This window comes from Streptomyces sp. BF23-19 (assembly GCF_041106355.1).
GTDB lineage: Bacteria > Actinomycetota > Actinomycetes > Streptomycetales > Streptomycetaceae > Streptomyces > Streptomyces virginiae_A.
In genome coordinates this window covers 140,540-165,318 of the sequence record NZ_JBGBPT010000004.1, presented here as the reverse complement: position 1 = coordinate 165,318, position 24,779 = coordinate 140,540, and the positions used below count along the sequence as shown (strand labels likewise).

22 protein-coding genes and 1 tRNA gene are annotated in these 24,779 nt (G+C 72.3%); 13 read left to right on the top strand and 10 right to left on the bottom strand.

What is annotated here, in order from left to right; genetic code table 11:
* Positions 1 to 63: 63 nt before the first annotated feature.
* Positions 64 to 792, bottom strand: a complete 729-nt coding sequence (locus AB8A24_RS04155; protein WP_369474736.1) for a 4'-phosphopantetheinyl transferase superfamily protein — start codon at positions 790 to 792, stop codon at positions 64 to 66.
* Positions 793 to 993: 201 nt separating this feature from the next.
* Between AB8A24_RS04155 and AB8A24_RS04150 the strand changes: the two genes are divergently transcribed.
* Both AB8A24_RS04150 and AB8A24_RS04145 read left to right on the top strand, forming a co-directional pair.
* Positions 994 to 1,066 (top strand) — tRNA-Arg (locus tag AB8A24_RS04150).
* A 229-nt stretch (positions 1,067 to 1,295) separates the two neighbouring features.
* The gene (locus AB8A24_RS04145; RefSeq protein ID WP_369474734.1) at positions 1,296 to 2,132 is read left to right on the top strand and encodes a nitroreductase/quinone reductase family protein; all 837 of its coding nucleotides are present in this window, start codon (positions 1,296 to 1,298) and stop codon (positions 2,130 to 2,132) included.
* Here the strand turns inward: AB8A24_RS04145 and AB8A24_RS04140 are convergent.
* The 4 genes from AB8A24_RS04140 to AB8A24_RS04125 form a co-directional block, all read right to left on the bottom strand.
* A complete protein-coding gene (locus tag AB8A24_RS04140; protein WP_328962917.1) occupies positions 2,035 to 3,381 on the bottom strand; it encodes an ATP-binding protein in 1,347 nt (448 codons plus the stop codon). The two genes, AB8A24_RS04145 and AB8A24_RS04140, sit on opposite strands and share 98 nt — an antisense overlap.
* Positions 3,382 to 3,515: 134 nt before the next feature.
* On the bottom strand, positions 3,516 to 3,719 hold the full coding sequence (locus AB8A24_RS04135; RefSeq protein WP_202506911.1) for a hypothetical protein: 204 nt from the start codon (positions 3,717 to 3,719) through the stop codon (positions 3,516 to 3,518).
* 124 nt (positions 3,720 to 3,843) lie between these two features.
* The gene (locus AB8A24_RS04130) at positions 3,844 to 5,610 is read right to left on the bottom strand and encodes an MFS transporter (protein WP_328965941.1); all 1,767 of its coding nucleotides are present in this window, start codon (positions 5,608 to 5,610) and stop codon (positions 3,844 to 3,846) included.
* Between the two features lie 268 nt (positions 5,611 to 5,878).
* On the bottom strand, positions 5,879 to 8,671 hold the full coding sequence (locus AB8A24_RS04125; RefSeq protein WP_369474733.1) for a hypothetical protein: 2,793 nt from the start codon (positions 8,669 to 8,671) through the stop codon (positions 5,879 to 5,881).
* Positions 8,672 to 8,857: 186 nt separating this feature from the next.
* Between AB8A24_RS04125 and AB8A24_RS04120 the strand changes: the two genes are divergently transcribed.
* The 3 genes from AB8A24_RS04120 (at position 8,858) to AB8A24_RS04110 (ending at position 11,168) form a co-directional block, all read left to right on the top strand.
* A complete protein-coding gene (locus tag AB8A24_RS04120) occupies positions 8,858 to 9,592 on the top strand; it encodes a GPP34 family phosphoprotein (protein ID WP_030390041.1) in 735 nt (244 codons plus the stop codon).
* Between the two features lie 262 nt (positions 9,593 to 9,854).
* The gene (locus tag AB8A24_RS04115; protein ID WP_328962915.1) at positions 9,855 to 10,739 is read left to right on the top strand and encodes a helix-turn-helix transcriptional regulator; all 885 of its coding nucleotides are present in this window, start codon (positions 9,855 to 9,857) and stop codon (positions 10,737 to 10,739) included.
* Between the two features lie 219 nt (positions 10,740 to 10,958).
* On the top strand, positions 10,959 to 11,168 hold the full coding sequence (locus AB8A24_RS04110) for a DUF397 domain-containing protein (protein WP_033223778.1): 210 nt from the start codon (positions 10,959 to 10,961) through the stop codon (positions 11,166 to 11,168).
* 214 nt (positions 11,169 to 11,382) lie between these two features.
* On the opposite strand, the gene AB8A24_RS04105 is transcribed toward AB8A24_RS04110, so the two are convergent.
* The gene (locus AB8A24_RS04105) at positions 11,383 to 12,240 is read right to left on the bottom strand and encodes a hypothetical protein (protein WP_328962914.1); all 858 of its coding nucleotides are present in this window, start codon (positions 12,238 to 12,240) and stop codon (positions 11,383 to 11,385) included.
* Positions 12,241 to 12,379: 139 nt separating this feature from the next.
* On the opposite strand from AB8A24_RS04105, the gene AB8A24_RS04100 reads away from it, so the two are divergent.
* Positions 12,380 to 13,624: a PLP-dependent aminotransferase family protein gene (locus AB8A24_RS04100; RefSeq protein WP_369474730.1), complete on the top strand. Its 1,245-nt coding sequence runs from the start codon at positions 12,380 to 12,382 to the stop codon at positions 13,622 to 13,624.
* A gap of 21 nt (positions 13,625 to 13,645) precedes the next feature.
* Here AB8A24_RS04100 and AB8A24_RS04095 read toward each other — a convergent pair whose 3' ends face one another.
* The 3 genes from AB8A24_RS04095 to AB8A24_RS04085 form a co-directional block, all read right to left on the bottom strand.
* Positions 13,646 to 14,074 (bottom strand): hypothetical protein, encoded by a 429-nt coding sequence (locus AB8A24_RS04095; protein WP_328965940.1) that lies wholly within the window; start codon positions 14,072 to 14,074, stop codon positions 13,646 to 13,648.
* 134 nt (positions 14,075 to 14,208) lie between these two features.
* A complete protein-coding gene (locus AB8A24_RS04090) occupies positions 14,209 to 14,451 on the bottom strand; it encodes an amphi-Trp domain-containing protein (protein WP_030717329.1) in 243 nt (80 codons plus the stop codon).
* A 104-nt stretch (positions 14,452 to 14,555) separates the two neighbouring features.
* Positions 14,556 to 15,893 (bottom strand): diacylglycerol kinase family protein, encoded by a 1,338-nt coding sequence (locus tag AB8A24_RS04085; RefSeq protein WP_369474728.1) that lies wholly within the window; start codon positions 15,891 to 15,893, stop codon positions 14,556 to 14,558.
* Between the two features lie 232 nt (positions 15,894 to 16,125).
* Between AB8A24_RS04085 and AB8A24_RS04080 the strand changes: the two genes are divergently transcribed.
* From AB8A24_RS04080 to AB8A24_RS04060, 5 genes are all read left to right on the top strand, one after another.
* Positions 16,126 to 16,551: a hypothetical protein gene (locus AB8A24_RS04080; protein WP_369474727.1), complete on the top strand. Its 426-nt coding sequence runs from the start codon at positions 16,126 to 16,128 to the stop codon at positions 16,549 to 16,551.
* A gap of 301 nt (positions 16,552 to 16,852) precedes the next feature.
* Positions 16,853 to 17,299 (top strand): hypothetical protein, encoded by a 447-nt coding sequence (locus tag AB8A24_RS04075; RefSeq protein WP_369474725.1) that lies wholly within the window; start codon positions 16,853 to 16,855, stop codon positions 17,297 to 17,299.
* On the top strand, positions 17,296 to 18,060 hold the full coding sequence (locus AB8A24_RS04070) for a hypothetical protein (RefSeq protein WP_369474724.1): 765 nt from the start codon (positions 17,296 to 17,298) through the stop codon (positions 18,058 to 18,060). Before AB8A24_RS04075 ends, AB8A24_RS04070 begins: the two co-directional genes overlap by 4 nt.
* Positions 18,061 to 18,292: 232 nt before the next feature.
* Positions 18,293 to 19,075 carry an SDR family oxidoreductase gene (locus AB8A24_RS04065; RefSeq protein ID WP_369474722.1) on the top strand — a complete coding sequence of 261 codons (783 nt, stop codon included), beginning with the start codon at positions 18,293 to 18,295 and terminating at the stop codon, positions 19,073 to 19,075.
* Between the two features lie 40 nt (positions 19,076 to 19,115).
* Positions 19,116 to 21,692, top strand: coding sequence for a bifunctional FO biosynthesis protein CofGH (locus AB8A24_RS04060; protein ID WP_369474720.1), 2,577 nt, complete (start codon positions 19,116 to 19,118; stop codon positions 21,690 to 21,692).
* Positions 21,693 to 21,750: 58 nt separating this feature from the next.
* Here the strand turns inward: AB8A24_RS04060 and AB8A24_RS04055 are convergent, their stop codons facing one another.
* Positions 21,751 to 22,008 (bottom strand): tyrosine-protein phosphatase, encoded by a 258-nt coding sequence (locus AB8A24_RS04055; RefSeq protein WP_266384339.1) that lies wholly within the window; start codon positions 22,006 to 22,008, stop codon positions 21,751 to 21,753.
* A 642-nt stretch (positions 22,009 to 22,650) separates the two neighbouring features.
* Here AB8A24_RS04055 and AB8A24_RS04050 point away from each other — a divergent pair.
* Both AB8A24_RS04050 and AB8A24_RS04045 read left to right on the top strand, forming a co-directional pair.
* On the top strand, positions 22,651 to 23,772 hold the full coding sequence (locus AB8A24_RS04050; RefSeq protein WP_328965939.1) for an ADP-ribosylglycohydrolase family protein: 1,122 nt from the start codon (positions 22,651 to 22,653) through the stop codon (positions 23,770 to 23,772).
* 89 nt (positions 23,773 to 23,861) lie between these two features.
* Positions 23,862 to 24,722, top strand: a complete 861-nt coding sequence (locus tag AB8A24_RS04045) for a TIGR03619 family F420-dependent LLM class oxidoreductase (RefSeq protein WP_328962901.1) — start codon at positions 23,862 to 23,864, stop codon at positions 24,720 to 24,722.
* Positions 24,723 to 24,779: the final 57 nt, after the last annotated feature.

The window sequence follows — 24,779 nt, the reverse complement described above, 5'->3', positions numbered from 1 at the left end:
AACAACTACCAGAGAGGGGATGTTGACGGACACTCAGTACATGAGTTCCCGGTCGACCGGGCCTCAGCGCCAGTTCGCCGAGGGGGCGCGCAGCGCGAGCGCGGCGGCGTAGCCCTCGGGGGCCGGCAGATCGGTGAGGGACCAGTGCGGGCGGACGGAGTCGGCGGCCGGACCGGTTCCCAGGTAGTTCCGGTGGCCGTCGTGGCCGAGTCCCGCTCCGGTGCCCTTGAGGTGGGCCTCCTTGCGCGCCCACAGGCGGGCGAACGCCGCGGGGCGCTCGGCCTCGGGGAGCGCTGCCAGTTCGGCGCTCTCGTCGGGGTGGAAGAACTCCTCGCTCTGCGCCACCACGCGCGGCGCCGGCAGGGCCTCCACGTCCACCCCTACCGGCGTGGAGGCGCAGGCCACGAAGACCGCGTCACGGCTGTGCGACAGGGAGAAGTGGGCGCGACCGCCCACGAGGACCGGCCGCCCGTCCGGGCCGCCGCACTCGGGGCAGGCGTCGCGGGTCATCGCCAGAGCCTGCGGCGCGGTGTCGAGGAGGGATCCCAGCAGCAGCCTCAGCGCCACGTGCGCGACGAGATAGGAGCCGCGGTCCTGGGGGCGGACGAACCGGTCGGCCCGGCGGCGCTCGGCCGCGTCGAGCACGTCGGGCGCGAGGCGCTCCGCGAAGGGGGCCTGCGTCGCGGCGTCCACGAACCGCACCAGCGCCTCGCCGGGAGCGGGCATCCGCTGCGCCCCGACGGGCCGGTCGAGCCGCAGCGCGACGGAACTGAGGCCTGCGGGTGTGGTCATCCGGAAATCCTATCCAAGGCCCCCGCACCGCCGGCGATGCGGCGCCGCCGACACCGCGGTAGGCAGGGACATTGCCCGGAATCCGCCGGTCCTGCGGCGGCACCCGCTCCCCCGAGAACTGAGCCGCAGAGCCTCTGCCTGATCCGCTACGCTGTCCCTGGGTTGCCCTCGTGGCGGCTCCGGACCTTGCACGCAAGGCCCGCCTTCGTAGCTCAGGGGATAGAGCACGGCTCTCCTAAAGCCGGTGTCGCAGGTTCGAATCCTGCCGAGGGCACGGACGAGGCCGCGCGGTCGATATCGATCGCGGGGCCTCTTCGCGTTGTGGTTACATGGCGCACGTGTCGCGTGACGCCGCCTACTGAGATGTGGGCCGGGCGGTGGTTGGGCAGGCACCTGTTGTCGAAGGACCGGGCCCATGGGCATGTACGCCACCGGCTACGGGTGATCTTCCTCGGTTGTTCCGCTGCTCTCGCACGCACACACCGTGAGGAAGACCACACTCCGTGTCATCGTTCAATCACACCGTCATCGAAGAGTTCAGGGCGAACGCCGGCCAGGTCGGCGGACCCTTCGAAGGTTCCGAGCTGATCCTGCTCACCACCACCGGCGCCAGGTCCGGGAAGCCGCGCACCGTTCCGCTCGGGTTCGCCCGAGGCGACGGGGAGCTGCTCGTCGTCGCGTCCGCCGCCGGGGCAGACCGGCATCCCGCCTGGTACCACAACCTGCTCGCGCTGCCCCTCGTCCAGGTCGAGACCGGGACCGAGGAGTACGAGGCCGTCGCCGTCCCCGCCGAAGGGGCCCGGCGGGACGAGTTGTTCGCGCGGATCGTCCGCGCGGAGCCCGGGTACGGCGAGTACCAGGCGCGCACCCGGCGGGTGATCCCCGTCGTCGCGCTCCAGCGCACGTACGAGGTCCCGTCCCAGGAGGGCGGGATCGCCGGGAAACTGCTCGACGTGCACGGCTGGCTGCGGGCTCAGCTGGCCCTCGTACGGGAACTCGCGCGCGAGGAGCCGAGCGGCGCCGGGGCGGCCTCGCTCGGGCTGCAACTGCGCCAGCACTGCCTCGCGTTCTGCCATTCGCTGGAGTTCCACCACCGGAGCGAGGACGCCGGCCTCTTCCCGCACCTGGAGCAACAGCATCCGCACATGCGGGAGTTCTTCCGCCGGATCGGCGTCGAGCACGCCACCATCGCCCACCTCCAGGCGGAGCTGGTACGCGCCCTGGACGCACCCGGCGCCGGGTTCAGCGAGCGGGTGGAGCGGATGAGCCGGGAGCTGGAGGCTCATCTCGACGGTGAGGAGGCGCAGTTGCTCCCGGTGCTGCGGGCCCTGGGAGCGTGACGCGGGCCTCGGCGCCGCCCGCCTCCCGGTTGCGGAAGGTGAGGGTGGCGCCGAGGGCCCGGGCCTGGCCGACGGCGATGGTCAGGCCCAGCCCGTGGCCCTTGTTCGTGCCCTCGGTACGGAACCGCTGCGGGCCGGTGGTCAGCAGGTAGTCCGGATAGCCGGGGCCCGAGTCCGTCACGGTCAGGGTCCGGTCGTCGACCGTGAGCGTGACCGGGGCCGCGCCGTGGTGGTGGGCGTTGGCCACGAGGTTGCCCAGGATTCGCTCCAGGCGCCGCCGGTCCGTGTCCACCCGCAGGGAGCCGCGCGCGCCCCGCACCTCCAGGGCCGTGTCGGTGCCCGAGGCACGGATCGTGCGCGCCGCCAGGTCGGCCAGGTCGTGCGAGTCCACTTCCAGGCGTTCGCTGCGCGTCTCCAGCCGGGAGATCTCCAGCAGGTCCTCGGTCAGCGAGCGCATCGCCTGCACCCGGTCCCGTACGAGTTCGGCCGGGCGGCCCGGCGGCAGGAGCTCGGCGGCCGCGTTCAGGCCGGTCAGCGGGGTGCGGAGCTCGTGGGCGACATCGGCGGTGAACCGCTGTTCCGCTTCGAGCTTGCCCTGCAGCGACGCGGCCATGGTGTCCAGGGCCCGGGAGACCGCCGCCACCTCGTCCTTGCTGCGCGTGCTGTCGGCGACGCGCGCGTCCAGGTCGCCGGCGCTGATCCGGCGGGCCACCTGCGCGGTCAGGTGCAGCCGCCGGGTGATCCGGGTGACGACGAACGCGCCGATGAGGAGGGTGCCGCCGATGGCGAGCCCCGAGGAGCCGAGGATGGCCCGGTCCAGTTCGGCGATGGTCCGCTCGCCGGCGCGGAAGTCCACGGAGACGGCTATCGCGCCGCCGTGGGCGGCGGGCCCGGCCGCCCACATCACGGGCCGGCCCCGGTGCGTGCCGACGACCGTGCCTCGCCGGCCGCCGACGGCCAGGGCGCGCAGCTCCGGGGGCAGGCCCGGCGGGTCGATGCCCTCGCCGCGCGGCATGCGCGCGCCGGTCTCGTAGGCCTCGATGGTCCGTTCCAGCCGGGTCAGCGCCTTCTCCCGGGCCGAGCCCACGGTCTGGCGGGTCATGGCGCCGTGCACGAGGCAGCCCAGCAGTGCCGCGAGCCCGCAGCACATGAGGGTGATGAAGACCGTGGCCTTCCAGGTCAGGGTGGAGGTCCAGGCAGGCAGCCGCGAGCGCGGCCGCAGCCGCTCGTCGCGCTGCGTGTCGTTCATGGTCACGTCACGGTAATGCGCGAGCCCCGGCGGGTGACCGGCGGGATCCGGCCGGATCGCACCGGCTCAGGCCGGATAGCGACGGAGTGCACGAAGCCCTTCCGGCGTGGGCCGGAAGGGCTGTGCCATCACGGTCAGCTCAGGCCACTGCTGCGTTCGCCGATACGGTCGCCCTGCGGAGTCCCGGCCCGCTTGAGCGCGGCCTTCGTGTGCAGGCCGCCCTTGACCTTGCTCCGTACCGGACCGCTGAAGCCGTGTCCCGGAGCGCGCGGCGGTTGCGCCTGCTCCTGCGCTTTCGCGATGGCCGCCCGGACATCCCGCTTCTGCTCTTTGTTCATCCCGTCGTCAACTCCTTCGGGAAGCACCCAATCGGACTACTGGGATCGTATGCACATATACGGACCAACGCACCTGGACCGGCGGGTAAAGAATGCCGATCAAGAGCGTCGATCACGGACCCGATCAAGGACGCGGCGGAGCCGGACGCTTCGGCTGGCCCAGCGTCTGGTGCACCAGGTCCTCCGGGCAGGGCGTCCCCCGCGGCAGCTGGTACTTCGCCGCCACCCGGTACTCCCCCGGCGCCGGCGCCAGCAGCTCCGTCCACACGTCCCCGGTGTCGTCCGGAGCGGCCTTGAAGAGGCATCCCGCCGTGTTCGCGTACTGCTTGCGCAGCGCGCCGCCGTCCCCGCTCCCGCCCCGCGCCTTGGAGGCGAAGGTCTCCTGCGGCGGCGGTACGGGCTTGCCCGCCGCGTCCACCAGCCCCAGCCACGGCGAGTGCGGGATCCGCACGAGCACCCGTCCGGGCTGCTTCACGTCGACGACCAGCTGGTCGGCGCTCGCCCGCACCACGGTCGCCGGCCCTGCCACCAGGTCGGTGGGGCCGTCGACCTTGAAGAGCTGCCAGTTCGCGTCGCCCCACACCTGCTGGAGGTACGGGAGCCCCGCGCGCACCAGCTTCGCCTCGTCCTCCCCGCCCGAGTCGGGTTTGTCGGCGGGCAGCACCACGTAGTGCACGGCCCAGCGCTCCAGCCAGGCCCGGTAGCTGTCGGCGCTGAGGGTGTCGTCGTAGAAGAGCGGGTTGCGCTCCAGGTCCGCCTGCCGGTTCCAGCCGCGCGCGAGGTTCACGTACGAGGGGAAGGCGGAGGACTCCCGGTGGCTGCTGACCGGCACCACCTCGACCCGGCCCCGGTCTGCGCCCGCCTTCTGCAGCTGGTCGACGAGCGGGGCCAGCTCCCGGCTCCAGGCGGCCAGCGGGGTGGTGCGGACGATGTCGGTGACGCTGTTGGTGGTGATCCAGGCGTTCAGCCCGACGAAGGCCAGCAGCACCGCGTACCAGCGCCGCGAGCGCGGCAGCGCGTACGGGAGGGCGGCGAGCAGCGCGACCCCGCCGAACAGCATCACCATGCGGGTGACGTTCGAGCCGACCTGGGAGTCGATCGCCCAGGTGAGGAAGACCCCGAGGGCGTAGACGGCCGAGGCGATCCGGACGGTCTTCCACCGCCTCGGTACGAGGAACACGATCAGCAGCCCGAACACGAACGGCAGCCCCGCCGAGCCGATCTTCATCGGCTGCGTCCCCGAGAACGGGAACAGCCACGCCGACAACCCCACCACGGCCACCGGGGCCAGCCCCAGCGCGTACGCGCCCGGGCGCCGCCCGCTCAGGAACAGCGCGGCCGCGATCACCCCGAGGAAGAGCCCGGCGACGGGGCTGGCGGCGGTCGCGAGGCCGGCCAGCGGGGCCGCCACCGCGGCCTTGGCCCAGCGCCGCTCGGCCCATTTGCGGGGCCAGCAGAAGACGGCGGCGACGGCGCCGAGCGCGAACATCACGCCGAGGCCGAAGGTGACGCGGCCCGAGAGGGCGTTGCAGAGCAGCCCGTAGACACCGGCGAGCGCGGGCCACAGGGGCTCGCGCACGGCCCCGCGGCAGCGGGTCAGGATCAGCGCGAGCAGCCCGGCCGAGACGGTGCCGGCGATCATCATCGTGGTCCGGACGCCGAGCATGTGCATGAGGTACGGCGAGACCACGCTGTACGAGACGGGGTGCATGCCGCCGTACCAGGCGAGGTTGTACGCCGAGTCGGGATGGCGGCCGACGAACTCGGCCCAGGCGTCCTGCGCGGCCAGGTCGCCGCCGCTGTTGGCGAAGCAGAAGAACCAGACGACGTGCAGCAGCCCGGCGAGGACGGTGGCGACGACCACCGGGTGGCGCCGGGCCGCGTCGAGCACGACCCCGAGCGGACCGCGGGGCGACCGTATGCCTTCGGGCGCGGGCGCCGTTCCTGGTGCGGGCGCGGAGAGTACGGCCGACCCGGCGCCCGCGGCGGGCGCCTCGGGCACGTCGGCCGTCGGGATGGCCTCCGGGCGCCGGCCCTGCTGCTCAGCGGTGGTCACTGCCGCACTCCCCAACCCATGAGTCACGAACTTCCCGGGGGCCAAGACGCGGCCCGGCGCCCCGGGGTTGCCCGGGGCGCCGGATCCACGTTCTCACCGGAGGTCAGCCGACGCGCGTCAGCTTGCTGCCGATACCCGGCGCGGCCAGGTCGGTCTTCAGGGCCACCGGCACCTTGACCTGGCTGGCGCCCTCGCCGACGGTCAGCAGGCCGACCTCGGTGCCGGCCGTCGCGGTCTGCGGCAGCTTGCCGCCGCCGTCCGCGAGCTTGACCTTGACGGTCAGCCCGGACCAGCCGACCGCCTGCACGTCGGCGGTGGCCACGACCGGCGTGCGGCCGCCGAGACCGTCGTCGACGTAGCCCACGACCTCGCCCTTCTTCACGACGGTCGCGCCGTCGAGGGCCTTCTGCGTGGCGACCATCAGCTGCTTGCTCGCGGCGAGCACGGTGTCGATGATCGACGGCTTGTGCTGGCCGAGGACGGCTCCGACGATCAGCTGGTTGGTGTTGCCGACCTTCTTCTGCGCGGCGAAGAGGAGGTTTCCGCCCGCCTTGGTCGTCGTACCGGTCTTGATGCCGAGCGCGCCGGAGGGTCCGGTCAGTCCGTTCCAGTTCCGCCAGCTCTTGCCGTACGGGTCGACCCAGTTGGGCTTCTTGGTGATGTCGAGCAGCGTCTCGATCTCGACGAGCTTCAGACCCAGCTTGACCTGGTCCTCGGCGGTGCTGACCGTGGTCGCGTCCAGGCCCGAGGGGTCCGTGTACGTGGTGTTGGTCATGCCGAGTTCCTTGGCGGTGTCGTTCATCTTCTTGACGAACGCCTCCTGGGAACCGGAGTCCCAGCGCGCGAGCAGCCGCGCGATGTTGTTGGCCGACGGGATCATGAGGGCGGCGATCGCGTCGTACTCCGTGATCTTGTCGCCCTCCGTGACCGTGTCGAGGGTGGACTCGTTGTCGGTCGAGTTGTTCTTCTTGCCCTCGGTCTCGGCCGTCTTGTCGATGTCGATCATCGCGCCCTGTTCACCCTTCTTGATGGGGTGGTCGCGCAGGATGATGTACGCCGTCATCGACTTGGTGACGCTCGCGATCGGCACCGGCTTCTGCTCGCCGGACTGCCCGAGCGTGCCGAGACCGGCGGCCGCCATGTACGCCTGGCCCTCGGTGGGCCACGGCAGCTGGGGATTGGCGCCCTCGAAGGTGTACGAGGACTTCGCCGTCATGACGAGCGTCGGCTCGGGCAACGGGCGCACCAGCTGCACGACGGCCAGGATGACCGCCAGCAGCACGACGAGCGGCGCGTAGATCTTGACCCGCCGGACGGCGGTGCGCATCGGGCTCGGCGGCGGGGGCGGGTTGTTCGTGAGGTCCGCCAGCATGTCGAGCGGCGGCTTGGGCGGCAGTGGCTGCTGCGTGGTCCGCTCGGAGTGGTCGAACCGCGCGGTGGCCGGCGGAACCGGAGCCTTCGGCCGCTGCCCGGCCGCGGGCGTCGGCGCGATGCCCTCCGGACGCAGCGGTACGAAGGTGCTGCCCTTGGGCGCCTCGGCGGCGGGCTTGGCCTCGGTCGGCTTGGCGGCGGTCGGCTTGGCGGCGGTCGGCTTGGCGGCGGTCGGCTTGGCCTCGGTCGGCTTGGCGGCGGTCGGCTTGGGCTCGGCGGGCTTGGGCTCGGCGGGCTTGGGCTCGGCGGGCTTGGCGACGGCCCGGGCCTCGTTCGGCTTGGCCAGGGTCAGCGGCTTGGCGGGGGCCTGCTTCGGGGCCTCCGCCTCGGCCGCGTCCACCTTCGGGACGCGGAAGACCGCGGTGCGCTCGCTGTCCACGGGCTTCTCGGCCGCGGCGGCCGGCTTCGCCTCCGCGGCGGGAGCCGAAGCGGAACCGGGCTTCACGGCGCGGAACACGGCGGTGCGCTCGCTGTCCGCCGGCTCATCGGCCTTCGGCTTCTCGGCCGCGGGCGTGGGTCGCTCCGCGGCGGGAGTCGAAACGGAATCCGACTTGAAGGCGCGGAACACGGCAGTGCGCTCACTGTCCGCAGCCTGATCGGCCTCTTCGGCCTTCGGCTTCTCGGCTGCGGGCTTGGCCTTGGCGGGCGTGAATGCCCTGAACACAGCGGTGCGCTCGCTGTCCGCGGGCTCCTCCGCCTTCGGCTTCTCGGCCGCGGGCTTCGCCTCGACGACCGGAGCCGGGGCATCGGAGGATCCCGAAACGGAATCTGAATCGGAGGCGGAGTCGGGGGCGCCGGCCTCGGACTCGACTTCGGAGTCGGAGTCGGAGTCGGATGCAGAGCCGGCCTCGGACTCGACTTCGGCTTCGACGGCGGAGGCGGAGTCGGCGCCGGCGTCGGAGTCGGCCGCTTCGGTACGGGCATCCGGCGCACCGGACCCGTCGGCCTCGGGCTCGGCCGCGCCCGCCGTGTCGTCCGCTGAAGCGGAATCCTCGGCTTCGCCCGCTGCTGCGTCGTCGTCGGAATCGGCGGCATCGGTGTCGTCGGCGGAGGCGACCCACGCCGCCACCGCGTCCCGCAGCGGGTCCCGCTCGCCGGTTCCGGATTCGGCTCCGGCTTCGGAGTCGGATGCGGAGTCGGCGCCGGCCTCGGACTCGACTTCGGAGTCGGAGTCGGAGTCGGATGCAGAGTCGGCCTCGGACTCGACTTCGGCTTCGACGTCGGAGTCGGAGTCGGCGCCGGCCTCGGACTCGGCTTCGGCTTCGACGTCGGCTTCGACGTCGGCTTCGGCTTCGACGTCGGTCTGGACATCGACACCGGCACCGGCACCGGCAGCAGCCGCGGCCCCGCCGCTCTCGGGATCCCGCGGCCGGAACACCGACAGCCTCGGATCACGCTCCGCGGACGACTCCGCCGCCCCCGGCGCTCCTTCATCTACCGACTTGTCGGGGGACTCGCCCGCCACCGTTCCTCCTCCATCGCCGCCACGTCCGGCTGTCCGAATGTCTAACAGTGTCCCGTCTCGGGAGCATCGCCCCCGTGCGAGACGAGAACGACATAGCTGCGGGTTCCCCCACAAAGCGGCCACGCGCTCTCGACAGATGAATGTGAGAGGCGTCACCCTGTCACTCATCCACGCGGGGAGGCATGGATGGGCAGGAGCCGCAGAACAATTCCGGAGGAGCTTCTGCTGCTCGCCTTGGACCCGGCCACGGGTACCACGGCGCAGCCGCAGTCGCTCGACCTCGGCCTGGCCGGGGCACAGCTAGTGGAGCTGGCTCTGGCAGGACGGATAGCCCCTGATGGGGATCGTATCGCCGTGGTGATGCCACGGCCGACAGGAGATCCGACTCTGGACTCCGCACTGGAACTGCTGCGCAGGCGCGGCAGCCCGGTACGGGCCGTCCACTGGATCGGTGGACCCCGGCTGGGGCTCCGCCAGATTTACCTCGCTCATCTGGAGCGTTGCGGCATGGTCCATGCCGTCGCGGGACAGATGTGCGGAGTGCTTCCGACGACTCGCTACCAGGCGACGGACACGGAGATCAGCCGGGAGATCCGAGCCCGGCTCGACAGTGCGATCCGCACCGGCGTACCGCCGGACCCGCGGACCGCGGCGCTCGCCGCACTGGCCCACGCGGTCGGACTCGGCAAGCACCTGTACCCCGGCAACGAGGGGCGGTCGTCCAGGTCCCGACTGCGGGACCTGATCCGGCACGACCCGATGGGCGGACTCGTGGCGCATGCCGTGATGGACGTCCAGAACGGTGTGGCCGCACAGCCACGCCGTGACCGCGCACCCGCACCGCCGGCCCGGGCCACGGCGAGCAGCGTTCCGCTGCAGCCGCGCCGGACGGGCGCGATGGCCCGCGCGGCCGCGCACTGATCCACCCCGTTCCACCCGATCACCCGCTTCATCGCACCACCATCGCAACGCCACCGCCCAGACCGACGTCCGCGAGGACCCGGTCGGTTCGGGAGCCGCCAGCGCGCGGGGTGGCGGGGCCGGTTCGCCGACCCCGCCACCCCGCGCGTCTGTGTTTCCCGGCGTTCCCCAGCGGCGCCGCCCGCTTCGGTGGCAGTCTGCTCAAGACCAGATACGCAGAGAGACAGCTGCAACGACAGAAGAAGGCGGAGGTGCCGTTCACGTGGCGTCCAATGTCAATCCCACCGTCCGACGCCGCCGACTGGGCATGGAGTTGCGCAAGCTCCGCGAGGACAAGGGCATGACGGCCGAACAGGTCGCCGAGCGCCTCCTCGTCTCCCAGTCGAAGATCAGCCGCCTGGAGAACGGCCGCCGCTCCATCAGCCAGCGCGATGTCCGCGACCTGTGCGACGTCTACGAGGTCGAGGACCGCCGCCTCATCGACTCGCTCATGCAGATGGCCAAGGACTCCCGCCAGCAGGGCTGGTGGCACGCCTTCGGTGACATCCCGTACAGCGTCTACATCGGCCTGGAGACGGACGCCGCCAGCCTGCGCACGTACGAGCCCCTGGTGATCCCGGGGCTGCTCCAGACGACGGAGTACGCCCAGTCCCTCGTCCGCGGCGCGTGGCCGGAGACCGCCCCGGCCGACGTCGACAAGCGCGTCCAGGTCCGGATGCACCGCCAGAAGCGGCTCTCCGAGACGGAGAACAACAACCCGGACCTCGGTCCGCTGCGCCTGTGGGCGGTGATCGACGAGGCCGCACTGCGCCGGCGCGTGGGCGATGCCCAGCTGATGATCCGGCAGCTCGAATACTTGATAGAGCAGTCGGAGCAGCCGCACGTCACGGTGCAGGTGATGCCCTTCGAGCTGGGCGCGCACCCCGGCGTGAACGGCCAGTACGCGATCCTGGAGTTCCCGGACGCGTCCGACTCGACCGTCGTCTACATCGAGGGCGTGACGAGCGACCTGTACCTGGAGAAGGCCAACGACGTCCAGAAGTACAGCGTGATGTACGAGCACCTGCGTGCGCAGGCGCTCAATGTCGACCAGACCCGGGACTTCATCTCGGGGATCATCGACCAATATGCCGACAAGGGCGCATAGGGACGGGATACGACCGAGATCCACCGTGCGCGTGGCAAGCGGGTCGGTACCGTACACCGTCACTCCCCAGCCACAAAGGCTTGAATGGAATATGCCACCCGGTCGGGTGAATGGTCCCTTCACCCGTCAGGAGCTGCCGGTAGCGTCGATCAGGTCGGTCGGGAAATTGGCCGACAGGACACCGGCACTACCGGAACTACTCGCTCACCGGAGAGAAACATGGCTATTCGTCAGGGCGCCACGGCCAACTGGATCAAGTCCTCCTACTCCGCCAACGGCGCCTGCGTCGAGGTCAAGTCTCCTGTCATGGAGGCCATCGCCGTCCGCGACTCGAAGGCGCAGGACGGACCGTCCCTCACCTTCGCGCCCGACTCCTGGACCTCGTTCGTCACCGGCGTCACCGAAGGCCGGCTGGGACGCCTCGCCTGAACATCACGGCGCGTCCCAACCGTTCTCGCCGTCCCCATCGTTCGGTCCCCGCGTTCGACACCAGCGGGCCCGGCTGTTCCACCACACGCACCACATGCATCAACCGCAACACCTGCACCACACGCAGCATCCGCGTCACTGACTGGAGCCCTCTCGACCGACCCGCCGTCTTGGCCGAGGGGGCTCGGCCATGCCCCGGGCCGCGACGGCTCCCTCAGCGCAGCTGATCGACGTACCGGTCGGTCCCCGGCACCGTCGGGATGAACGGCGCCACCAGCTCCACCCGCCCCAACCCCGCCTCCGCGACCTCCGCGTCCAGCCCCTGGAAACGGTCCCAGCAGGTGCGGGGGTCCTGCTGGAGGAACCACAGCAGCGTGAGGCGGGTGTCGACGCCCTCCACCTGCTTGACGTACGTCATCCGGTCACCCGGCAGCGGGGTGGGACGGAAGACCGTCACCATCGCGGCCGGACCGCCGTGCAGCCGCTTCGGCAGGGCGCGCGAGCGCAGCCACTCCAGCAACTCGGCCCGCCGCTCCGGCCCGTCGGCGTCGACGACCTGGACGACGAGACCCTCGTACGGGTGGTCCAGGGCGTGGAAGTCCCGCGGGCCCGCGGCGCCGTCGCGGTAGACGGTGGCCGCGTGGTCCTGGAAGGACGTGAAGACGTGGGTGCGGTCCTGGTGGACCCGCCCGTCGCGGTTGAGGCGTTTGTTGATGCCGACGGTCCACTTCATGTGCTCGTCGTAGCGGCCCTGGGTGACCCAGTACGTCGATATGTAGCAGCCCGCGGTGACGGGCTGGGCGACGGCCGACTTCTCCGGGTAGCGCAGCTCCTGCAGTTCGCGGGTGGCCACCCAGCGGCGGCCCGCGTACATCCAGGGCATGGCCATGGCGCCGGCGTAGTAGTGGTCGTCCTCGTACCAGCGGTTGTACGCGTACTCGTGGCCCGGGTGCGGTTCCACCATGGTGATCAGCGCATGGCCGGGGTGGACGCCGTAGGGGCCGACGGCCGCGAGTTCGGCGTAGTCCTCGACGCGGGTGTCCTGCTGCGGGTCCTGCTCTCCTGTCGTCATGGGAACGGTCTAGCTGATGCGGCGTCAGATGGGGAGGGGTCGGGGGTCCTCGGCGGCCGGTCCGCCCCCTGATACATACATGCTGTCTACAACTGTCCATCGTTACGATGCGCGCACCCGCCTCCTGAAGGAGCTGCCCGTGCCTGCCGCCGTGCCCGCCTCCGCCGCCGCGCCCTCCCCCGCCACCGCCACCGCGCCCCGGCCCGCGTTCGCCGCCCGCGCCGCCTCCGTGGCGGGGTCCCCCGTACGCGAGATCCTCGCGCTCACCGAACGCCCCGGGATCATCTCCCTCGCCGGCGGCCTCCCCGCGCCCGAACTGTTCGACACCGAGGGCCTGCGGGCCGCGTACGACGCCGCCTTCGCGGGGTCCGCGCGGCGCGCGCTCCAGTACTCGACCACCGAGGGCGCACCCGAGCTCCGCGAGGCGGTCGCCGTCCGGGCGACCGCGCGCGGGCTGCCGACCGGCCCGGACGACGTGCTGATCACCTCGGGCTCCCAGCAGGCCCTGACGCTCATCACCGCCACCCTCGTCGAACCCGGCGACGTGGTGCTGGTCGAGAACCCCACCTACCTCGCGGCCCTCCAGTGCTTCCGCCTGGCGGGGGCCCGGGTGGTGACCGTGCCCTGCGACGCGGAGGGCATCCTCCCGGACGCACTGGCGGACGTCGTCGCGCGCGAGCGGCCGAAGCTGCTGTACACCGTCCCGACCTTCCAGAACCCGACGGGACGCACCCTCCCGCGCGACCGCCGCGCGGCGGTCGCGCAGACCGCGGCCCGGCTGGGGCTGTGGCTGGTGGAGGACGACCCGTACGGGGAACTGCGCTACGAGGGCCGCGACGTCCCGTGGCTCGCCGCGCACCCGGGGGCGGAGGACCGTACGGCCCTGCTCGGCAGCTTCTCGAAGGTCATGGCCCCCGGGCTGCGCCTCGGCTGGCTCCGGGCCCCGGCGGCGCTGCGGCGGGCCGCGGTGGTCGCCAAGCAGGCGGCGGACCTCCACACCTCCACCGTCGACCAGCTGGCCGCGGCGCACTACCTCGCGGCCGTCGACCTCGACGCGCACATAGCCGCGGTCCGGACGGCCTACCGGGAGCGCCGCGACGCCCTGCACGGCGCCCTGGCCCGGAGCCTGCCGGGCGACTGCGCGTGGAACCTGCCCGCGGGCGGCATGTTCCTCTGGGCCCGCCTGCCGGCGGACCACGACGCGACGGACCTGCTCAGGACAGCCGTCACGCACGGCGTCGCCTTCGTCCCGGGCGCCCCCTTCTACGCCGCCGCCCCGGATCCCCGCACCCTGCGCCTCTCCTTCACGACGCACACGCCGACCGAGATCACCGAGGGCGTCGGCCGGCTGTGCGCGGCGCTGGCGGAGTACGGAGGAAAGTAGCGCAAGGCTCGAGGTCGCCCTTCAGTGCTGGAGGGCGACCTTGAGCAGCACGATGAGCAGCCCGAGGCAAAGGTTGATCGCGCCGGCCAGCAGCATCATCCGGCGCGAGGCGCCGGCGCGGCTGGCGGCCACGGTGGCCCAGCCGACCTGGCCGATCAGGGCGACCGCGAGCGCCAGCCAGGCGATGCCTTGGGGCCCCAGGCCGAGCCACGGGGCGACGCCCGCGGCGACGGCCGGTGGGACGGCCGCCTTGATGATCGGGCGCTCCTCCTTGGCCGTACTGCGGATCACGTGCCAGCTCAGGTGGTGCGCCATGCGGGCCCCGAAGAGGCTGGCGAAGACGTGCGCGGCCCAGAACACCACGCCGGTGCCGAGGAGCAGCGCGACGAGTTCCAGCCGCGGGAACTTGCCGAGCGTCCCGGCCCCGACCACGACGGAGGCGGCGAGCAGGGAACCGTAGACGGCGCCGCTGTAGTCGCCGCGCCCGGCCTCCCGCTCCGGGACGGTCTCCGGGACCGTCTCCGGGCCGTCCGGGACCGTCTCCGGGCCGTCCGGAGCCGACTCCGGGCCGTCCGAAGGCACTGTCACGCGGCCCCGGCCTGCCTGGTGGGCCACTTGAGTTCGATCTCCATCTCGATCTCCCCGTCCCCGACCTCGACCTCGATCTCGGTTCGGAGCTCGTCGGGGACGCGCAGGCTCATCTTCCCGGGGCCGAGCTCCAGTTCGGCGTTGCCGCCGTGGCGCAGCGCCTCCGCGAGCGCCGAGAGCTGATCGGCGGCCTCGAGGCGGGAAAGAGAACTCTTCTGCTCGAACTTGAGGTCCTTCACGGATGTCTCCAATCCGCCCGCTACGAGCACCGGGTAAGGCCCATTGTGAGGCCGCCCCGGAGGTCGGGCATCCCGGGCAGGCTCCCGGGCAGGCATCCCGGACTTCAGCCGGCCGCGCCGGCCCCGGGCCGGTCGAAGGCCAGGGCCAGGACCTCGCTCCACTGCATGGGCGGGGCGGCCGCCGGGGCTCCGGGGCGGACCCTGGGCACCAGTACGCGCAGTGCGCCGGGGCGGACGGAGCAGGTCACGGGTGTGGGCATGGTCAGCGCCTCGCCGTCCACGGCGACGGCGATGCGTTCCGCGGCCGATGCGATGACGACCTGGCGGGAGGTGAGCACGTGGAGGCCCGCCGCCCTGGCTCCGCGCAGCGCGACGTCGGCCGCCTGGGCCGCGTTGTTCACCCGGATGCCGAGGACGCCCAGCTCCCCGCGGTCGAGGCGGGCCCTGCGGGCGCCCATCGGTTCGGAGGACGTGTAGGGGTTGTTGCTGACCAGCAGTGCCTGTTGGGCCTCCAGCCGTTCCTCGTCGGTCACCGCGTCGAGGGTGGTGCCGGCGTACCCGAGGAGGAGGTCGGGCAGTGCGGCCAGGGCCGAGTCCGCCTTGGCGTCCCGGTACTCCGGTCGCTGCACGATCTCCGCGTAGACGCCGAACGAGGCCGTGTTGACGAAGGCGTGGCCGCCCACGACCCCCAGGTCGACCCTGAGCTCCTCCCCGTCGGTCAGCGCGTCCAGGCACCGGGCCGGGTCCTCGCGGTCCAGCCCGAGGTCCATGGCGAAGTGGTTCCGGGTGCCGGCGGAGATCACGAGGAAGGGCAGGTCGTACTCGGCGGCCACCTCGGCCACCCGGGCCTGGGTGCCGTCGCCGCCGGCCACCCCGAGCAGGTCCGCCCCGTCGGCCACCGCCTGCCGGGCGAGGGCGGCGACGTCCGTGACGACCTCCGGATCCAGCAGCACCACCCGGGCGCCGAGCGCCTCGCCCTTCTCGACGAGGCCGAAGCGGCCGACCTTCCCGCCGCCGGACTTCGGATTCATGATCAGCACCGGGCTCCGGGGGGCGTCGGCCCGTACCACGGCACGCATCCCGTCGGGCCGGCGCGCGGCGCGCAGCGCGGTCCGCGCACAGGCCACGGCGGCCGCCCACAGCGCGATGGCGAGCAGCGCCGTGGGCCACAGATCGGCCTGGGCGTAGATGAGCAGGATGGCCACGGGCGCGCCCACCGCCAGCAGGGCGCCGACCAGCCGGACGGCCCCGCGGTGGGACACCACCCACCAGGTCCCCATGGCCGTGAGCGCCGCCCCGGCGATCCCGACGACGAGGACGAGCAGCCCCCCGACGATGCCCTCGGCCACCAACGTCACGGCCGCGAGCACGGCGCAGCCCAACGCCAGCAGGGCCCACAGCCGAGCCCGCCGGGGCGGGCCGGAAGAATCCGGGAGTGCCATGCCCTCACGTCCTCGCCTCGTACCGCGGGGTCATCTCCGATCATCTCCCGAAGCGGATCGGCCGTCGACGCGAACGCGAACCCGCACAGGACCATCACCCCGGCCCCCAACCCGGCCATGTACGTCTCGAACCCCCACACCTGGTCCGATCCCTCGGGGTCCGCGCCGGAAGGCTGCCCGGATCATGAATTCCACACGGTGCTGGGCGCCGAGGACGATTCCGAGGAGTGGGATGCAGTACAAGTACAGGTACATGAAGGGCGGAATCGGCCTCGCCGCCGATCTTTCGGCACACACGGAAGAATCCGGGTCCACACCGTCGAGAGCCATCCGGATAGACCAGCTCCTGCACTTGCGCCTTCCAGCAGGCCACATCTACTGGAAGGACGCCGCATGGCTGTCGTTCGGACTTTCACTCCACTCTGCAGAGCTTTCACTCAACGGTGGAGGACACCTCCTCGTCGTCGTCGATTCCTTCACCTACCCGGGTGCCGACTACCAGTCGGAGGTGGCAGCCCTGGCGATCGACGGGTGGGTGCACCAACGTCTGAACACGCCCCCCTGCGGAATCTCGGTCAGCTTCGACCGGTCACACCGGAAGTTCCGCTTCGACTGGGGGCCCGGCATGGTTCCGTTCTGTGACGACCTTCCATGCTGAGCCCCCGACTCCTCGGCGCAGGGACGGGACACGCCGGCGCAGCCGATCCGGGCGAATCCGCCGCCGGATCGCAGGTCGACGCCGAGGGCATCGCCGGGTTCGTCGACCAGGTCAAGCATCCGTCCCGGTGGTCGTCGGACGTACCCCCTCCATAGGTCGGAGACCGCCTCCACGCCGTCGTGCCGGACGACTCGCGGACCCCTCCCCGGCTGAGCGCACTCACGACGGACGCCGACATCGCCCGCGTACTGCGCGACCGCGCATTCCTGACCGATCCCTCTCAGGAGGGAAGCCGCGAGTCGTGATCGTGAAGTTCACCCTCCGACCCGACCAGGCGGATCCCAGCGGTTTCGATCTCGGAGACATGCTCTGGAGTGGGGAGTCCGGCAAGGCGACATCCGTGGGGCACGTGCCCGATCAGGGGATGGTGATCCATCTCTCCGTCGTCCTGCTCCTCGATTCCCTGCGCGGCCTCATGCAGGGGCGAAGCACTACCGCGTCCTGCGTGGGCGTCGACAGCTCCTTCCGATTGACCTTCAGGTCGACGAAGGCGGGAATCAGCGTGACATCGACATCAGGAAAGTTGGCAGTGGTCAGCCGCGCCGCACTGGCTGCCACCGTGCTCCGCGCCGCGGAGGAACTGGCCGATGACACCCTGGAAGCGCTGCCCGCTCATGATGGCGTCCGAGACGATTACGAGGCCGCTCTGAGCGAGTTCAGGGCAACAGGATGGGGGCACGGGGCGTGACGCGGTTCGAGGAGTTGCTCGGGACGGACTTCGAAGGGCAGCCGACCGATGACATAGATGACGTCATCTACGGCGGCTACGAACATGCCGAGCATCGGGAGCGCGTGCCCGGGCTCGTCTCCCTGCTCGGTGATCCGACGGCGGCGGACCACGAGAGGTACCTGGCCTGCCTGACCCTCGTCGCCTGGGGGGAGCCGGTGGGGTACCAGGCCGTCCGGGAGGCGACCTTGGACCCACGGGCCACGCCTTGGTACAACCTCCTCATCGACCGCAAGTTCTCCGTGGACAGGAGCTACGGGCAGTTCTCGGTGGCCGCGGCGGACAGTCGGGAGCCGGCCGAGGAGAAGGGGTCCTCCGCGCTCCTGGTGGAGACCTTCCGGTCGCTGATACGGATAGCCGACCGCGAGTACTTCGAGGAGAGGCTCGGGGACCATCTGGACGAAGCCGCGGTGCGGGCCTGCCTTCCTGACATCCGTGACGTCATCGGCCGAGGGCTCGGGTCCATCACGGCCGGGGTTCGATACCGGTTCGAGTTGTCGACCCAACTCGTCGAACTCGCCAACTCGGTCGTCCTCGTGGACGAGGATCTCGCCGTGGAACTCGTCCTGCGGATCCTGCGGGCCGCCCCGTCGGATCGCGCCATGGCCTTCGCCGTCGCCGCGGCGCACCGGGCCAAGGGGCCGGCCGGGCAGGTGCTGGCCGATCACCTGCACCGCGACGGCAACGCGCGCGTGCGGGCGCTGCTCGCCGACCGCAACTGACCGCCAAGGCGCCCCGGACGAGGTGAGGTGCGGTGAGGTGCGGCCGGAGAGGTTCGCCGACCGACGAGACGCTCGCGCGGATCGGCGGCACCGGGAACTGACGAGAGCGCCGCACCCGCCCCGGCGGTCGCCTGGCGGCCTCCGCCACTCACCGGGTCCCTGCCCCTTCACACCGCCGCGCCCGCGCCGTAGCCTGACGCACCGTCAGATCAACCGCGCCCGGAGGTCCGTCATGCTGCTGCAAGGGAAGACCGTCGTCGTCTCCGGGGTCGGGGCCGGGCTCGGGCATCAGGTGGCCGCCACCGTCGTGCGCGACGGTGGGAACGCCGTGCTCGGGGCGCGGACCGAGGCGAATCTCGCCAAATCCGCCGCCGAGATCGACCCCGACGGTGCCCACACCGCCTACCGGGCCACCGACATCACCGACGAGGCCCAGTGCGCGGCCCTCGCCGAGCTCGCGCTCACGCGCTTCGGCCGGATCGACGCCGTCGTGCACGTCGCCGCCTGGGACTCGTACTTCGGGGGCCTCCAGGACGCCGACTTCGGCACCTGGCAGCAGATCGTCGACGTCAACCTGCTGGGGACGCTGAAGATGACCCGGGCCTGTGTGCCCGCGCTCAAGGAGCGCGGCGGCTCCGTGGTGATCATCGGAACGCAGTCGGCGGTCGCCGCGCCCAACGAGGTGCAGCAAGCCGCCTACGCCGCCTCCAAGGGGGCCCTGACCTCGGCCATGTACTCCATGGCCCGCGAGCTCGGCCCGCACCGGATCCGCGTCAACACCGTGCTGCCCGGCTGGATGTGGGGGCCGCCCGTGCAGGCCTTCGTCACCTTCACCGCCCACACCGAGAACGTCCCCGAGGCCGAGGTGCACGCCCGCCTCACCCAGCGGATGGCGCTGCCCGATCTGGCCACCGACGGGGACGTCGCCGACTCCGTCGCCTTCCTCGCCTCCGACCGGGCTCGGGCGGTAACCGGCCAGTCTCTGCTGGTCAACGCCGGTGAGCTGATGCGGTGACCCACTCCACCCCCGGATCACCGGATCGTATGCTCGGCCCATGACCACTCCGAGTGACGCTCCGACCGAAAACGCGATGCGCCGCGCGCTCCGGCGGGCCCGCGACGGCGTCGCGCTCGACGCGACCGAGGCGGCCGTACTCCTCCAGGCGCGCGGCGAGAACCTGAAGGACCTCGCCGCCTCCGCCGCACGGGTGAGGGACGCCGGGCTCGCCGCCGCCGGGCGGCCCGGTGTCATCACCTACTCCCGCAAGGTCTTCATCCCCCTCACCCGTCTCTGTCGCGACCGGTGCCACTACTGCACCTTCGTCACCGTCCCCGGAAAGCTCCGCAAGAGCGGCCACGGGATGTACCTGTCCCCCGACGAGGTCCTCGACATCGCCCGCCAGGGCGCGGCGATGGGCTGCAAGGAGGCCCTCTTCACCCTGGGCGACCGCCCCGAGGACCGCTGGCCCGAGGCCCGCGAGTGGCTCGACGCGCACGGCTACGACGACACCCTCGCCTACGTGCGCGCCATGGCGATCCGGGTCCTGGAGGAGACCGGCCTGCTGCCGCACCTGAACCCCGGCGTCCTGTCCTGGTCCGACCTCCAGCGGCTCAAGCCGGTCGCTCCGAGCATGGGCATGATGCTGGAGACCACCGCCACCCGTCTGTGGTCCGAGCCGGGCGGCCCCCACCACGGCTCCCCCGACAAGGACCCGGCCGTCCGGCTGCGGGTGCTGGAGGACGCGGGGCGCTCCAACGTCCCCTTCACCACCGGTGTCCTCATCGGCATCGGCGAGTCCTACGAGGAGCGCGCCGAGGCCTTCTTCGAGCTCCGCCGGATCCAGCGCAGCTACCACGGCATCCAGGAGGTCATCGTCCAGAACTTCCGCGCCAAGCCGGACACCGCCATGCGCGGCATGCCGGACGCGGAGCTGGAGGAGCTGGCCGCCGCCATCGCCGTCGCCCGGCACATCCTGGGCCCCAGCGCCCGCCTCCAGGCCCCGCCGAACCTGGTGGACGCCGAGTACGCGCTGCTCATCGGCGCGGGCATCGACGACTGGGGCGGGGTCTCCCCGCTGACCCCCGACCACGTCAACCCGGAGCGTCCCTGGCCGCACATCGAGGAGCTGGCCGAGCGGACCGCCGCCGCCGGCTTCGAGCTGCGCGAACGCCTCACCATCTACCCGGAGTTCCTGCAGCGCGGCGAGCCGTGGCTGGACCCCCGGCTGCTGCCGCACGTACGGGCGCTTGCCGACGCCGAGACCGGGCTGGCCGACGAGAGCGCCGTGGTCGAGGGCCGGCCGTGGCAGGAGCCAGACGAGGGCTTCACGGCGTACGGGCGCACCGACCTGCACGCCACCATCGACACCGAGGGCCGCACCGGCGACCGCCGCGACGACTTCGACGACGTGTACGGGGACTGGGAGGCGCTGCGGGAGGCGGCCGCGCCCGGGATGGTGGCGGAGCGCATCGACACCGACGTACGGGGCGCCCTCGCGCAGGCCGCCGACGATCCGACGAAGCTGACGGACGCGCAGGCACTGGCGCTGCTGCACGCGGACGGGCCGGCGCTCGACGCCCTGTGCCGCATCGCCGACGACCTCCGTAGGTCGGTGGTGGGCGACGAGGTCACCTACATCGTCACGCGGAACATCAACTTCACCAACGTCTGCTACACCGGCTGCCGTTTCTGCGCCTTCGCGCAGCGCCGCACGGACGCCGACGCCTACACCCTCTCCCTCGACCAGGTCGCCGACCGGGCCGCGCAGGCCTGGGACGTGGGCGCGGTCGAGGTGTGCATGCAGGGCGGCATCCACCCGGACCTGCCCGGGACGGCCTACTTCGACATCGCGCGTGCGGTGAAGCAGCGGGTCCCCGGCATGCACGTGCACGCCTTCTCGCCGATGGAGGTGGTCAACGGGGCGACCCGCACGGGGATGTCCGTACGGGACTGGCTGACGGCGGCCAAGGAGGCCGGCCTGGACTCGATCCCGGGCACCGCAGCGGAGATCCTGGACGACGAGGTCCGCTGGGTGCTGACCAAGGGCAAGCTGCCGACGGCGGACTGGATCGACGTCATCACCACCGCGCACGAGCTCGGGATCCGCTCCTCGTCCACGATGATGTACGGGCACGTGGACCAGCCGCGACACTGGCTCGGCCACTTCCGCACGCTGTCCCGGATCCAACAGCAGACGGGCGGTTTCACGGAGTTCGTCACGCTCCCCTTCATCCACACCAACGCGCCCGTGTACCTGGCCGGCATCGCACGGCCGGGGCCGACGGTCCGCGACAACCGCGCGGTGACGGCGATGGCCCGGATCCTGCTGCACCCGCACATCCCCAACATCCAGACGAGTTGGGTGAAGTTGGGTGCGGAGGGTGCGGCCGAGATGCTCCGGTCCGGGGCGAACGACCTGGGCGGGACGCTGATGGAGGAGACCATCTCGCGGATGGCCGGGTCGAGTTACGGCTCGTACAAGTCGGTACAGGACCTGATCGCCGTGGCCGAGGCGGCCGGGCGGCCCGCGAAGGCCCGTACGACGCTGTACGGGGAGGTGCCGCGGGAGCGGCAGGAGACGGCCCGCGCCTCGGACGGGCACCTGCCGGAGCTGCTCCCCGTACTGGACTGAGCGCGGGCGGAGGGGGGCCGGTGGGCCGGCTCCCCTCCGTGGCGGCGCGTGTCGGGGGTCAGCCGACGAGGAGGTCCTTCTTCAGCTCCTTGAGCTCGCGGGCGTCGATGCCGAGCCCGTCCTTCAGGTAGCGGTCGAAGGAGCCGTACGTCGCCTGGACCTCGTCGTAGCCCGCGTTCAGGTACTCGGGGCGCACGTCGAGCAGCGGCTTGTAGACGGCGGCCTGCTGGGCGGGGACGGAGGCGAGCGGGGCCGCGACCAGGGAGGCGGCGAGGGCGGAGGCGACGACGGTCGCGGCGAGGAGAGCCTTCTTCATGGCTCCGAGGCTGGGCGGCCGCGGAGAACGTCCGATGAACGAGGCGTGACCGAGAACGACCGGCTCGAAGACGACTGGCAAAACGTGCCATACCCCAGGTCGCGGCCGGAAGTGTTCGGATTCTGGCCGATCTGCGCTCACTTACGAGTCCGGTGGCCGACCACTTCCGGTTTCGACCGATCCTGTCCACTACAGTGCGGGTTCGCGTGCGTGGCGGGTACGGGTAGGGACGCCGGGCATCGAGTGGACTGGTCAGCGGGGGGCGCGGTGCCGGGGATGGACGCAATGAACGCTACGAACGACACGAGCGGCAGCACGGGCCCCGGCCCGGTCCCGGGTGGGCCCGGCCCCGCAACCACCGCCGGCGGTGCCGATGCGTCGGCCACTCCCGGCCCGGGTGAGAACCCGGCCCTCGGCGCCCCCGCCCTCTCCCTGCACGCCCCCGCCCCCGCCCCCGGCGCCCCCGCAGGCGGCCGAGGCCCCGCAGGTGCCACCGGGTCGGCGGGTGGCCACGGACGGGCGACCGGCGCGGTCGACCACGGCCCTGTGGCCGGCGGTCCGGGGCGTGCGGCCGGCGTCGCGGACGGCACCGGCACCCGCACCCCCGCCCCCGCCGGGGCGAACCGCACGCTCGGCCGCGGCATCGCCACCGGCCTCTGGGGCCGGGTCGAGCAGCAGGACTTCCGCGGCCGGATCCGCGGCACCCTCCTCGGCTCCGCCCTCGGCGACGCCCTCGGCGCACCCGCCGCCGGCCTCTCCCTCGCCGCCCTGCGCGAGGCCCACGGCCCGGACGGGCTGACCGGTCCGGCCCCCGCCCTCGGGCGCCGCGGCCGGGTCACCGCCGCCACCCAGCTCACGCTCTTCACCGTGGACGGGCTGATACGGGCCCACGTACGCCGCGACACCGGCGCCTGGCACCCGCCCACCGACCTGCACCGCGCGTACCTGCGCTGGGCCGCCACCCAGCACGACTGGGGCCCCGACGAGCGCCGCAAGGACAACGGCTGGCTCGCGCGGGAGGAATGGCTCTACGCCCGCCGCGCCCCGCACCGCGCCTGCCTGACCGGCTTCGCCGACGACGTCCTCGGCACCCTCGACCAGCCGAAGAACCCCACCGCCCGCGACGCGGCCGCCGCCGCCCGCTCGGCCCCCTTCGGCCTGCTGGTCGGCTGGGAGCCCACCCTCGTCCTCCAACTCTCCGTGGAATGCGCCGCGCAGAGCCACGGCCACCCCACCGCCCACCTGTCGGCCGGAGCCGTCGCCGTCATCGTCCACGGCCTGATCCGCGGCGACTCCCTCGACGCCGCCGTCCAGCGCGCCCTGGGCCTGCTCGGCGCTCGCCCCGGCCACCGGCCCGTCACGGACGCCCTCCAGCGCGCCCTGGCCGCCGTCACCCAGGGCTCGCCCGGCCCCGACGCCGTCGAGGCCCTCGCCGCCGACGAGGCGGGAGACGGATGCGATGCCGCCGACGCCCTCGCCGCCGCCGTCTACTGTGCCCTGGTCGCCGAGGACGTCCCGCAGGGCCTGCGCCTCGCCGTCAACCACGGCGGCGACTCCATCGCCGCCGGCGCCCTGTGCGGGGCCCTGCTCGGCGCCCTGCACGGCGAGACGGCCCTTCCGGCCGCCTGGCTCGCCGAACTCGAAGGCCGTGCCGCGCTGCTGGAACTCGCCGACGACTTCGCCCTGGAGATGACGCAGGGGCCGAGCCTGCACAGTTCCACCACCGCCTCCCCCGGCTGGCTGGCCCGCTACCCGCGCGGCTGAACCGCGCCCCCGGCACCTGACGCCCCTTCAACATTCGCGGGTCCAGCCCGTACCGTGGCGGGTCCCACGTCTCGGAGGTGCCAGAACACATGCGGATCGCCACGACCATCTTCCTCACCGACCGCACCGTCTCCCCCGTCCGGCTGGCCCACAGCCTCGAAGAGCGCGGCTTCTCCGGCCTCTACCTCCCGGAGCACACCCACATCCCGGTCAGCCGTGAGACCGCCGCTCCCATGGGCGGCGAACTCCCCGAGATGTACGGGCGCACCCTCGACCCCTTCGTCGCCCTCGGCCAGGCCGCCGCCGTCACCGAGCGGCTGCACCTCGGCACCGGCATCACCCTGGTCGCCCAGCACGACCCGATCGACCTCGCGAAGCAGGTCGCCACCCTGGACCACCTCTCCCACGGCCGCTTCACCCTCGGCATCGGCTACGGCTGGAACGTCGAGGAGGCCGCCGACCACGGCGTCGAGTGGCGCACCCGCCGTGACCTGGTCCGCGACCGGATGGCGCTGATGCGCGCCCTGTGGTCCCCCGAGCCCACCGCGTACGTAGGCCAGTACTGCTCCGTACAGGCCAGCACCGCCTACCCGAAGCCGGTCCAGGCCGCGCGCGAACTCGGCCCCGGCGCCCCCCTGTACGGCCCGCGCACCCTGATCGGCGGCGCCGCCGGCCCCAAGCTGTTCGCCGCGATCGCCGACCACGCCGACGGCTGGCTCCCCATCGGCGGCGGCGGCCTCGGCGAGTCCCTCCCGGTGCTGCGCCAGATCTGGGAGACCGCCGGACGTGACCCGAAGTCCCTCCAGGTGGTCCCGTACGCCGTCCGGCCCACCCCCGGCAAGATGAGCCACTACGCCGACCTCGGCATCGAGGAGGTCGTCCTCCAGCTCCCGTCGGCGTCGAAGCCGGAAGTCCTGCGCACCCTGGACGAGTTCGCCCAGTACCTCTGACCGGCCGCCCGGACCGTCGAAATCCCCTCGACGGGGGAAGGCCGCCCGCCGATCATG